General features: G+C 49.9%; 11 protein-coding genes and 1 tRNA gene. 9 read left to right on the top strand and 3 right to left on the bottom strand.

Translation table 11 applies throughout. The annotated features are described in order from the left end of the window. Positions 1-82: 82 nt before the first annotated feature. Positions 83-499, bottom strand: coding sequence for a MarR family transcriptional regulator (locus LACPH_RS12415; RefSeq protein WP_010490890.1), 417 nt, complete (start codon positions 497-499; stop codon positions 83-85). A gap of 136 nt (positions 500-635) precedes the next feature. Here LACPH_RS12415 and LACPH_RS12410 point away from each other — a divergent pair, with 136 nt between their 5' ends. The 7 genes from LACPH_RS12410 to LACPH_RS12380 all read left to right on the top strand — a co-directional run bounded on the left by LACPH_RS12410 (position 636) and on the right by LACPH_RS12380 (position 6,005). Further along, the gene (locus LACPH_RS12410; RefSeq protein ID WP_274785110.1) at positions 636-1,280 is read left to right on the top strand and encodes an HD domain-containing protein; all 645 of its coding nucleotides are present in this window, start codon (positions 636-638) and stop codon (positions 1,278-1,280) included. Positions 1,281-1,484: 204 nt separating this feature from the next. Then, the gene (locus LACPH_RS12405) at positions 1,485-3,086 is read left to right on the top strand and encodes an ABC transporter ATP-binding protein (RefSeq protein WP_274785109.1); all 1,602 of its coding nucleotides are present in this window, start codon (positions 1,485-1,487) and stop codon (positions 3,084-3,086) included. Positions 3,087-3,254: 168 nt separating this feature from the next. Next, positions 3,255-3,530: a type II toxin-antitoxin system Phd/YefM family antitoxin gene (locus tag LACPH_RS12400; RefSeq protein ID WP_274785108.1), complete on the top strand. Its 276-nt coding sequence runs from the start codon at positions 3,255-3,257 to the stop codon at positions 3,528-3,530. After that, positions 3,523-3,780 carry a Txe/YoeB family addiction module toxin gene (locus LACPH_RS12395; protein WP_274785107.1) on the top strand — a complete coding sequence of 86 codons (258 nt, stop codon included), beginning with the start codon at positions 3,523-3,525 and terminating at the stop codon, positions 3,778-3,780. Before LACPH_RS12400 ends, LACPH_RS12395 begins: the two co-directional genes overlap by 8 nt. A 193-nt stretch (positions 3,781-3,973) precedes the next feature. After that, a tRNA-Thr gene (locus LACPH_RS12390) sits at positions 3,974-4,046 on the top strand. Positions 4,047-4,227: 181 nt separating this feature from the next. Continuing rightward, entirely contained in the window at positions 4,228-4,875 is a 648-nt protein-coding gene (locus tag LACPH_RS12385; protein ID WP_274785106.1) for a CPBP family intramembrane glutamic endopeptidase, read from the top strand. Between the two features lie 158 nt (positions 4,876-5,033). Continuing rightward, a complete protein-coding gene (locus LACPH_RS12380; protein WP_274785105.1) occupies positions 5,034-6,005 on the top strand; it encodes a TDT family transporter in 972 nt (323 codons plus the stop codon). A 24-nt stretch (positions 6,006-6,029) separates the two neighbouring features. Here LACPH_RS12380 and LACPH_RS12375 read toward each other — a convergent pair whose 3' ends face one another. After that, the gene (locus LACPH_RS12375; RefSeq protein ID WP_274785104.1) at positions 6,030-6,854 is read right to left on the bottom strand and encodes a LysR family transcriptional regulator; all 825 of its coding nucleotides are present in this window, start codon (positions 6,852-6,854) and stop codon (positions 6,030-6,032) included. A 308-nt stretch (positions 6,855-7,162) separates the two neighbouring features. Further along, the gene (gene helD, locus LACPH_RS12370) at positions 7,163-9,451 is read right to left on the bottom strand and encodes an RNA polymerase recycling motor HelD (protein WP_274785103.1); all 2,289 of its coding nucleotides are present in this window, start codon (positions 9,449-9,451) and stop codon (positions 7,163-7,165) included. 150 nt (positions 9,452-9,601) lie between these two features. Here helD and LACPH_RS12365 point away from each other — a divergent pair, with 150 nt between their 5' ends. Both LACPH_RS12365 and LACPH_RS12360 read left to right on the top strand, forming a co-directional pair. Continuing rightward, positions 9,602-11,134, top strand: a complete 1,533-nt coding sequence (locus LACPH_RS12365; protein WP_274785102.1) for an ABC transporter permease/substrate-binding protein — start codon at positions 9,602-9,604, stop codon at positions 11,132-11,134. Next, positions 11,134-12,090 (top strand): ABC transporter ATP-binding protein, encoded by a 957-nt coding sequence (locus LACPH_RS12360; RefSeq protein WP_274785101.1) that lies wholly within the window; start codon positions 11,134-11,136, stop codon positions 12,088-12,090. Before LACPH_RS12365 ends, LACPH_RS12360 begins: the two co-directional genes overlap by 1 nt. Positions 12,091-12,095: the final 5 nt, after the last annotated feature.

Genomic DNA, 12,095 nt, shown 5'->3' with positions numbered 1-12,095 from the left:
TATTGTAACGCAGTTGAGAAAATACGAAAAAGGCCTCACGCAAGCACTGCGTAAGGCGGATTGCCGAACATGACCGATTGGCTTATTCTTCGACTGCGACGCCGGTGGCCTGGCTGAGCAGTTTGATGAGCTTAAGGTATTTCTTTTCACCCAATTCGTTGTACAGGCGCTCAAGGTTCCCCATATATTCAGGCCCCAGATCCTCGACAGCGTCTTGTCCCGCTTCGCTGAGGACGAGTTTGAAGCTGCGGTAGTCGTCCGGGTCAGGCTGCTTGTCAAGCAACCCGCGGTCAAGCAACGGCCCGCTGGCTTTGGTGATGGCAGCTTTGGTGACATGCATCTCCTTGGCAAGACTCGTCGGCGTTTTTGGTGTCAGATCCGTGGCCATCCAGAATAGCAGATTTTGCTGATTCAACGGGATGTCCGAAGATGACACTGGTGAGAAAAGTCGATGGAATTGGTTAACCGATTGACTCGCCGACAAACAATGCTTTTTCATTTTAAAGTTCCCCCTTTTACATAACCTCTTTATACTTTAAGTATGAACTCTCGAGGTTAAGCCATGCAACAAATAGGGTAGCTTATCGGTTAATTAGTTCAGGTAATCACATTTGAAAGATTGGAAGGTACGTTACATGATTGATTGGCAGGCGTTGACAGCCTATGCGCGCTCCGTTTCCGCACAGGATCATAGCGGTCACGGATTCGACCATATTGAGCGGGTGATCGCGATGGCAAAGCGGTTAGTCGCCGAAACTCCAAGCGTTGACTCGGCCGTCGTTGTCGCGGCAGCAACGATGCATGACACTTATGATGACAAACTGGTTAACGATGTCGCCGCAGCGAGGTCGGCTGTGCGTCATGCGATGGCAGCAGCCGGTTTGACGGACGAACAGATTCAAGCAATTATCGCAATTATTGACCACATGTCCTTTAAAGCCAATTTAGGGAAGCGCCAGCCTTTGTCCCTGGAAGGTCAGCTGGTGCAGGACGCAGACCGATTGGACGCTATTGGGGCAATCGGCATCGGTCGCGCCTTTATGTACGGTGGCGCACATGGTGGTCGCATGTATGATCCGGAACTGGTACCGCGAACTGCCTTAACGCCAAGCAATTATCGCACGAAGGAAAGCACCGTCATTAATCATTTCTATGAGAAATTGTTGAAGCTGAAGGATCAGCTGAATACCCCAGCAGCCAAGCAACTTGCCGAACATCGACAGCAAGTTATGGAAGACTTCTTGACGGAGTTTAAGGCCGAGTGGGGCGGCGAGCGATGAGAAAAGGGGCACTGACGGCTGTGTTGAGTGAATTTTGTTACTGGCGAGAGTCGGGAAAATGAGCAACGATTGTTATTATGAGAATTCGATGCTATTATTTGCTTATTCTAATATTATGATGAGTTGATTGTGGCACTGCTCGGCGTGTCAATTTGCATTTCTGACATAGACGGAACGTGTCCCTTGTGAGAAGAGGCCTTTTCAGTGACTTTTCGACAGTATCTTTTCCGACTAAAATGGCGGTTTGGTTTGTTTATCTTAATGTATGGCGTCATGATTGCTGCGATGACGGCGGTATCGGTTTTTACCGGGAACATGATTACGGCATTGACGCAATTTAAGGTCAGTGCATTCGTGACTGCGGCAATCGTGATGGTCGTAGCGACAATTTTGCAATTGGTCGTGCAGACGTTGGTCAACATTTATCAGATCTCGCTCCAACGCCGGTTGAACAATGACATTCGCACGGAGATCACCAAGAGCATTGCGACGATGCCGTTTGAACAGTACCATTCTCGGTCGGATGCGGTGTATACCTCGTGGATGACCAATGATGTCAACACCATTAACACGCAGGGGCTACGCAATGTCGCATATCTCATTCAGGCCAGTTGGCAGGTGGTTCTCAGTATTTTCGTTTTGTTAACGTATCATGCTTCGCTGTTTATCACGACACTGGTTTGCGCCGTGCTCTTAATCACGGTACCGATGATTTATCGCAAAAAGCTAAGCGCCGCCGCGGCAACATGGAGTCAGGAAAACGAGAAGTTAACCAATCGATTGACCGACATCCTCGAAGGGTTCAATACGCTCTTCATGGCTAATCGGCGTCACGTCATGGTGGAGCGGGTGCAGCAGGCTTCGGATGACGCGGGCCATGCGCAGGTCGGTTACATTCAGTTCAATATGGCCACTCAGTTTTTGATCAATTTGGTTAACTTGGGGAGCCAGCTATTCTTACTGATTCAGGCCGGGTTACTTGCTTACAATCACATCATTCCGGTTGGCGCAGTGGTGACGATTCATTCTGTCGCAGGAACGACATTTAGCGGCTTGACGTTGATGAGCTTTGCCCTGACCACCGTCAAGTCAGTTGCCCCGATTTTCGATAAGTTTGCCAAGGCAGCGCCAGCTCCACAAGAGGCGAAAACACCTGTGACACCGCTGACCGAAGCGATCAAGCTGCAAAATGTGACTTTTACATACCCGCATAAAAAAGAGCCGGTCATTGCCGATCTGAACTTGACGCTCCAGGCTAATCAAAAAGTGGCGCTTGTCGGGCCATCCGGGCGGGGGAAAACCACGTTGTTGCGACTTATTAGCGATGTGTTGGCCGATTATCGCGGTGAGATCACCTGGGATGGGCACGATTACCGGCAGCTTGATCCGCGTTCTTTACGGGATCAGATTACTTACATCGAACAGGCTCCGTACATTTTTAACGACACGCTGCGATTTAATTTAACGCTTGGGCGGCAAGTGGATGACGATGTGTTACAACAGGCCATCAAAGGAGCGCAATTGACTGAATTTATGAAGCACCAAGCGCAAGGGCTAGATACGGTGTTGAAACACAATGGTGGTGATTTGTCAGGCGGGCAGAAACAGCGCATTGCCTTGGCGAGGGGTCTGATCAGGCAAAGCCAACTCATCATCAGCGATGAAGGCACCGCAGCGCTGGACGCGAAAGCTGGACTCTCCATTGAAAAGCTGCTGGTATCACTGCCGAAAACCACATTAATTATGGTGACCCATAATCTGCGTCGTGAAATTAAAGATCAACTCGACCGCGTGATCACGGTTTGAGGCGATTGTGTCGGGATGGGGATTGAGATGTGTCTGTGCTCGTTGCGACGCTCAACGTTTTCATTTAGGGATTTCGGCCGTCCGCTAAGTCTTGCTTACTTGTACATTTAGTTGTACAATGAATTCAGCAAGTTTTCACGCAATGAATCCCAGAAAGAGGCTGATCTCATGGACGCTGTTTCCTACTCAGTTTTCCGCCGCAATCTCAAGCACTACCTTCAAGCAGTCAATGATGACGCTACGCCACTCTTGATTACTAGCCGTGATAATGCGGCTGATACTGCCGTCTTGATGAATAAACGTGATTTTGATGCTATGCAAGAAACGATGAGGATCTTATCGAATCCTGAACTCATGGCCAAGATCCGCCGTGGCCAAGCGCAGATTGCCGCTGGTAAAACCCGGCAACATGATTTAAAAAATGTCGGTGGCGGGGATGATTAAGCGCTGGACTGACGATGCTTGGCACGACTACATCAGTTGGTTTGAGCAAGGTGATAAAGCCACGGTCAGAAAAATCAATCGACTCATTGCATCGATTGATCGGACACCTTTTGATGGCCTAGGTAAACCAGAACCATTGAAACACGCCTTGTCTGGCATGTGGTCGCGTCGAATCACGCAAGAGCACCGCTTAATTTACGAAATCGAGGCAAACACAATGACAATCATTTCCTGTCGCGATCATTACTAGAAAGCAGGCAGCACTCGGATGATTTACGAGGATGAAATCGGCAAGGAATCGTTTGCAAGCTTGTTGATGATTTTTTCGAAATCATTCCATTCTTAGTCGACAATCCTGACGACTTTTTCCAAAAAAGGCTTGCGAGTGCTGGAGATTTAGTGTACATTAATTAGGCAGTTGTTTTTAAACAACCGAAACATTTGCCGTCTTAGCTCAGTCGGTAGAGCGCATCCATGGTAAGGATGAGGTCGTCGGTTCAAGCCCGATAGACGGCTGCAAATGACGTTGCCTGACAGGTCAGTTGATCTGTTGGGCTTTTTTTCTGCAATTAAACGGGTGGAACGCGAACGAGCCTTATCACGATGTGCGTGAGCAACGAAAGCCCAAGATTTTGGTGCTCGAGAAATTATTGGTATCATGAAACAGTAACGACTCTCCCTTGAAAGGACGTTAACTTTGAAAATATTCCATTCTTTTTTACAGGTATTAGGTGTCGGCATTGGGTTTATTTTATACTCGTTTGCTGAGTTGGCACTGGTTCGCGGGGAAGCGGCTTGGGGTGCTTATGGCGCGATTGGCGCGTTTGTCGTTTCGTTTGGGGTGTTGATTGGGCTGTTAATGCTGATCTATCGCCGGTGGTATCGGCAGCAAGGTCCTTTGACGGTGAAGCACCCGTCTGCTGTCATTTGGCAGGGAATCGGCTTGCTCTTCGTCATTCAACTAACGAATTCGCTACTGATGCATTTGTTACATACCCCGCAAGCAGCGAATCAGAGCAATTTACTTCATCTGGTGAAAACTTATCCTTGGGGCATTAAATTATTGGCCGTGGTCGGGGGTCCAATTGTTGAAGAGTACCTTTTTCGCGGCTTATTGATGAACAGCTTTGGCTCATTACGACGGCGCAAGTGGCAATGGGTTAGCATTCTAGTCAGCGCCTTTACGTTCGGCTTTGCCCACGTTGTCGGGTCACGGATTGATTACAACCTCTTCATTTACGCCGCGCTTGGTGGCGTCTTGGCCTGGACCTATCTGCGAACCCGCGACATGCGTTATTCGATTGGGTTACACATGCTTAATAATGCCACGATCCTGTTAGTTTAGATCGTGTGCGGACTGAAAAACGTTGACGGTCGGCTTTGCGGCTGACTGTCAACGTTTTTTAAGTCTTATTCAGTTTCTGAATATTAACGATGCAATAGATTCATTTAGCTACCACCAGTCATTCTTGTTAGACTCAATGGCATGCGAAGGAGGCTGACATGACAACATTTTTGAAAAAAGTCCCGTTACCAATGGCCGGCTTGACGCTGGGCCTGGCATCGTTAGGGAACTTATATAAATTAGCCGGATGGCAACTGGTGGGGGATGTCACCGGTATTGTGGCGCTTTTGCTGTTTGCGGTGATTTTACTGAAGCTTTGCCTGACCCCGCTTCATGCTGCCAAGAGTTTACAGGATCCGATCATCGCTTCGGTGTCGCCGACATTTTCGATGACGCTCATGATTTTGTGCACCTACTTCACCGCTTGGGGGATGCCTATCCAAGTGGCGACTGTTGTGTGGGTGATGGCGGTGCTCATTCACTTTGGTTTGATGGCATTCTTCCTGTCCCGGCACTTGCTCACGCAGCAAAAAGCCTGGCACATGATTTACCCGAGTTGGTTCGTCACGTTTGTCGGATTAGGCGTTATTCCGGTGACCAGTGCCCAATTTGTGCCTGCTCTGGGGCACCCGCTTTTCTGGATCGCATTTGTCTTGTATGCGGCGTTGTTTCCCGTGGTCGTGCATCGCGTGCGGGTGATGCCATTACCAGAGGCTACCCAGCCACTACTGACCATCATGGCGGCACCGGCCTCGCTGTGCTTGACCGGTTATCTCGCCAGCTTCAATCAGCCTAATTTCTGGTTTGCACTTGGCATGTTGATCTTTGCTCAGAGCTTATATTTTGGCACGTTGTTCAGCATTCGCAAGTACACGCGGTTATCATTTTATCCAAGCTTTGCGGCGTTTACGTTTCCACTGGTTATCTCCGCAACGGCGTTAACGCGTTTCATCGGCATTTTCGCAAAAACCGGTGTTGCCCATAACCTGTTAAGCGTCGTGCAGTGGAGCGAATGGCTAGTTGCAACGTTGATGCTGGTATTCGTTACGGGTCATTACCTGCGTTTCTTACACCTGAATGTTCGCGCCACCTGGCAGACTCAGCAAGCGCCGCGTGATACGACTGATTAATTAGCTGATGGCGATGGCGGTGATTTAGTCGACCTTGTTGGCTAAATGCTGGATCGTGTCCAGCATGGCTTGCTTGTGCGGCCAGTGAACATCGGGATTTTGTAACAAATAAAAATGCCGGCGAAATTTTGCGCCGATGGTTTGCTGTGGTACTTCTTGGGGGACGATCTGATCCGACAGCAACGCCTGACCGACTCTGTTTTGCACCAGCGCTCGTAGCATGCTGTTGTTGTTAACGGTCATGAGATGATCGGGTGTGATGCCGGCTTCTTGTAGATAGGCAGTTGTGTAGTAGCGCATGCCGGAGCCTTCCTCGCGCGTGAGCCAAGTACCGGTAGGCCAGCCTGCCACGACCAATTGATCGGCACAAAGCGTGGTTCTGACCGCACCTTTTAGCGTCAACGGTTGTTCGATAAATCCCAGATCAAGCCGCCGCGCCTCCATCTGCTTCACCACCTGGAGCGAATTCAAAACGGCAACATTGAATTCCAGAAAAGGGAAGGCTGTTTTCAAACCGCGTGCCAAACTCGGGAACAGGACAACGGCAACACTTTGCGAAATGCCGATATTCAGTTCGACTGAAGCGGTTGTCGCTGTGTTTTGCATCGCCTGCTTGGTTTTATCCCAGTCAGCGAGCAAGTTGCTGCTAAACTCATAGAGAATATCGGCCGCCGCTGTCGGAATGGTGGCACTGCGTTTGTTGCGCTCAAAAAGGGAAACATTCAGCTCATGTTCCAGCTGGTGAATATGATGCGAAACAGTCGGTTGGCTGGAAAACAGCTGCTCGGCGGCCAATGAGAAACTGCGGGTTTCATAAACTGCCATGAAGGTTCGAAGGAGATTGAACAAGGTATTGCCTCCAGGTCTTTCATTTAGAAAGTTGATTAAAAATACTTAGCTGATAAACTATCACAATATTAATAACAAAATCAAATCGGCACTAACGAAGTATGATGCGTATCGTTAGTGCCGATTTTTGTGAGTACTACAGAATTGGTATAACAAGAGAATAGTGCCAAAGCGGAGCAATCGTAGGCCAGATGGGGCTCAGCTGTGCCCCCGCTCTAGCTTCGCGGTCGCCAGCCCCAATCTGGCCGGAGATTGCGGAGTTTGGCACGGCATAAAACTCTGAGCCCATCCCTGGACAATCGAAACAACTAAACCCTTGCCTCCGAAGCATCGGCAGCGTGCCGATAGAGATCAGTCGGCAATGCCGTGATTAGTGGACTGGGCTCGTCCAGCGCGACCAGATCCAAATGGTGCAACGCGCGGGAGCACAGGGTATAGAGAATATCGCGATCAGCTTCATTTTGGTAGGTTGATGCGGAGACATCCCAACCGACGACCGCATCGAACTCAAGCCCCTTGGCCAAGTATACCGGCAGAATGACACAACCGCTTTTAAGACTGTGATCATTTGCTGACAATAACGTGACCGGGGTGTCGAGCTTGAGCGTCGCGTAAAGCTGATCCGCAGTCTGGGCGTCTTTAGTTAAAATCGCCACCGTGCCATCAGCCGTCAACAGCCGCGTGACCAACTTGGACAAGGCCGCGGCCGCATCCGCGCGCGGAACCGTTAGAACTTCCGGCTTGTCGCCAGCGCGATTGAAGGCTTGGATATGGTCGTGTTCAGGCAACAAGGCTTTGGCAAAATTCGTAATCGGCTGCGTCGAACGATAGCTCTTGTTTAACGTAATGAGCCGAATTTTATAGCCAGCAAAAACATCTTTGATTTCATGAATGAAGTCACTAGGCTGATAGTTGCTGGTAAAGACGTCCTGCTTGGCATCCCCGAGCAACGTCAACTTTGCTTTAGGGAACGCGTGCTTCAGATACAGCAATTGCGCCATACTGAAATCCTGCATTTCATCGACAAAGACATACTGAATCAGGCTGTTTTGACCGCTACCGGTACTCAGATCGCGCAGATACAGCAGTGGCGCGGCATCCTCCAGACGCAAATGATGTGATTCGATCCCATCGGAAAAGGCTGTGATCATGGTCTGCCAAATCGAGTCGCTGACCGGGGCATCGACTTGAGCCATGAAGTGTTGGTAATCCTGGAACACATCATAGAAGTGATCATTGTAAAGCGCATCGTAAATCGGGGCAAACGCCTTGGAGACAATGGCTTCCGACACGAATTGCTGCTCGTCTTCACCGGTCGCAAATTCATGATCGGCAGTCAGGGTTTCTAATTCACTTTGCGATAAATCCGAAACCTGCAACTGCGCCCAGTCCTGCTTGGCTTCCATATGAATGCGGGCATTCAAGCGTTTGATCAAGGCGTTTTTAGTGGCTGTAAACTTGTCAACTGGCTGCATCAGCGCTGGTTGTGACTGGTAAATCTTGGCAATATTAGCGGCGGAAAAGAAGGTTTCACCATTAAACTCAACATCGATGAAATGCGGCGTGCGGTCCGGGTTTTTGGCAAAGTCATAGATGGCTTCCAAGTAACTTGGGGCTTCTTTGAACCGGCGAATGGTTTCGGCAGCTTTTGGCAAGCCTGCCGCGTCGTGTTCATAGCGTTCGAACAGGGTTTCTACGTGGAGGCCAGTGAAGCGGTTGGCCAAAAATTCAAATAACGTGGCCTGCCGCATGTTCTTTTCACCAAGGCTTGGCAACACTTGGGAAATGTAATTGGCAAAAAGTCTATTTGGCGAAAAGAGCACCATCTGATCGGCGTCCAGATCGCTGCGACTGTGGTACAGCAGGTAAGCAACGCGTTGCAGCACGGCGCTGGTTTTACCGGAACCGGCGACTCCTTGCACCACGAGCAAATCACTGGAAGTGTCACGGATAATGTCATTTTGTTCCCACTGAATCGTCGCGACGATGTTTTTCATGTATTCGTCGGATTGATCGCCAAGAACCGACTGCAGAATTTCATCGCCGACGGTTTCGTTGGTATCAAACATGGTTTTGATATGACCATGTTCAATTTGGAATTGGCGCTTATTTTTCAAAACCGCGTGTTGTTCTCCGGCCGGCGTTTCATAGGTGACATCACCCAGCGTGCCATTGTAGTAAATGGAACTAATCGGCGCGCGCCAGTCATACACCAGAAAATCGCCATTTTCATCAATGAACGTCGCCGTCCCGATATAAAGGGTATCTGGCTCACCATCTTCATCGATGTCAATGCGGCCAAAATAAGGATTGTCTGCCAGTAGCGTCAGACGATCGCCTTCGTGCTTGAGGATCGTTTCGTTTTCAACGGCCCGCGCGACCATGACTTTTTGCTGCTGAACCGCGGCGTTGGTTTCCATTTGGTCATCGACTTCGGTGACGTTGACTTTCGTGTTTTCACCATAAGCCCGTTCAATGCGGCTGGTCTCGCGGTGCGCCGCTTCGATTTGCTCATGAATAGCCGCTAACCTTGCCTTCAGCTTCTCGATAACCGCCGTGACGCGGGCTTGCTCTTCCGCTTTGGTTACATTTTTCATAAAAACGGCGCTCCTCTCCGTGTTTAAAATAGTGTCGATAATCTTACGCCCAGCGGCCTGAAAAGTAAAGCAATGCGACATAACGCTTGTTGTTGCATCGGAAATCAAGGTGGTACACTTATGAATAATTAAAGTAAATGGAGGTTTGACATGGCTGATTTATGGCGGACGGTTTCCGAGCGCCACGTTGAATTGCTCAATGCCTTAGGACAACATATTGAAATATCGCTGATTGCGCTTGTTTTGGCAGTCATCATTGCCATTCCGCTTGCTGTTTGGGTACAGACGCATCCCAAAGTAGCGGCAGTTTTACTTCAGGTAACCGGCGTTTTGCAAACAATTCCTTCATTAGCCTTGTTAGGGTTGTTGATTCCATTCGTCGGTATCGGCACGGTGCCGGCGATCATTGCGTTGGTCGTTTACGCACTGCTGCCGATTTTTCAAAATACTTATATCGGACTGCAGGATATCGATCCGTCGTATGAAGAAGCCGCCGATGCATTTGGCATGAGCCGACTGCGCAAATTGTTCAAAGTCGAATTGCCGATTGCGTTGCCGGTCATTTTATCCGGTGTGCGCACCGCGATGGTTTTGATTATCGGGACCGCCACTTTGGCAGCGTTGATTGGCGCCGGCGGACTGGGGACGTTTATCCTGCTGGGCATTGATCGCAACGATGCTTCATTGACCTTGATGGGTGCGCTGGCGGCGGCGTTGTTGGCGATTGTCTTTTCGTGGCTACTGAATTTACTGCAAAAAGTCAATTGGAAGCTGAGTGTCAGCGTGGTTGGTATTGTATTACTGGGCTTTGCTGGCACCCAGGTTTACAACTGGGCGACCGCACCTAAAGAAACGATCACGATTGCCGGCAAATTAGGCAGTGAGCCGGACATTTTAATTAGCATGTATAAGGAATTAATCCAAAAAGCCGACCCTGATGTGAAGGTGACGCTGAAACCGAATTTTGGCCAGACGAGCTTCTTGTACAATGCGCTGCGAACCGATAAGATCAACATATACCCTGAGTTTTCCGGAACCGTGCTGGAAAGCTTGACGAAGCCGACTGCCGCCCAGAAGACGCAAGTGGCAGCAGGTAAGAACAATTATCCGCTGGCCCAGCAACTACTGGCGAAGCAAGGACTGCGTTATCTGAAACCCATGGCGTACAACAATACTTACGCGCTGGTTGTCAAAGCCAGTTTTGCCAAGCGCTACCAGTTGAAGACAATTAGTGATTTGGCCAAAATTGCCCCGTCGATTCGCGCTGGCTTCGACTTGGAATTCATTGATCGCCAGGATGGGTATAAAGGCATTAAGCAGAAATATGGCCTCCAGTTCAAGGTCGACTCAATGGATCCGTCGCTGCGGTATCAGGCATTGGATCGGGGACAGATTAACCTGACTGACGGCTATACGACAGACGCGCAACTGCGGCAGTATCACCTTGTCGCTTTGAAGGATGACAAAGGCTTGTTCCCGATTTATCGCGGCGCGCCACTCATGCGCAACAGTTTTGCCAAGCACCACCCGCATTTGGTCACGGCGTTAAATAAGCTGGCGAACCACATCACCGAAAAGCAGATGCAGGATATGAACTATGCGGTCAGTGTCCGCCGCGAAAAAGCCGCAACAGTGGCGCATCGTTACCTTGTCCGGCATGGTCTGCTAAAGGAGGCGCGCTGATGGCACTGATTAGCTTGGGAAACGTGACCAAAGCCTACGATGGAAAGCCAGTCGTTGATGACTTAAGCCTGAATGTGGAGCAAGGTGAATTGTTTGTCTTGGTCGGGACCTCCGGCAGCGGCAAAACGACCACGCTGAAAATGATTAATCGCCTAGTTGAGCCAACAAGCGGCACCATTAAATTTGCCGGCAAACCACTCACGGATTATCCGGTTCGCGATTTGCGGTGGAATCTAGGCTATGTGTTGCAACAAATTGCGTTGTTTCCGACCATGAGCGTTGCGCAAAATATTGCCGTGATTCCGGAAATGAAAGGCTGGTCGCGCCAAAAGATTCGCAAGGCAACCGATGAGCTGTTGACGATGGTTGATTTACCGCCGGCCGAATACCGTGATCGCATGCCAAGCGAACTTTCAGGCGGCCAGCAGCAGCGGATCGGTATTTTACGTGCACTGGCTTCACGGCCTAAAGTTGTGTTGATGGATGAGCCGTTTTCCGCCCTTGACCCGATTTCGCGAACCCAATTGCAGGATATGTTGCTGCAACTGCATCGCGCTATGAAAACGACTGTGATTTTTGTCACGCATGACATGGCGGAGGCAATGAAGCTAGGCGATCGGATCGGCGTGATGCACAGTGGGAAACTTTTGCAGGTCGACACGCCGGAAGCGATTGCGACCCAGCCGGCGAATGATTTTGTTGCCGATCTTTTCAAGGGCGCACAGGCCAATCAAGGGCTGCAGGTGACCTTGAGTCAGCTGGCGCCGTTTGCGGTTGCCGAGTCAGCGCGGCACGCGGTGGGCGGCAACCTGACGCTGGCGGAAGCATTGCCGCTGTTAGACGCACATGAAACGTTGCAGGTGAATAGTGACCATGGCACGTTTGTGGTCAATACTCATAGTGTGGTTGCTTATCTGGCAAGTGCATTTGTTGATCAAAATACAGAAACGGAGTGATCGTG

It is taken from the genome of Lacticaseibacillus parahuelsenbergensis (assembly GCF_030770265.1).
GTDB classification, from domain to species: Bacteria; Bacillota; Bacilli; order Lactobacillales; family Lactobacillaceae; genus Lacticaseibacillus; species Lacticaseibacillus casei.
Note: the sequence above shows the minus strand (reverse complement) of the source record. Positions and strands in the feature narration are given on the sequence as shown.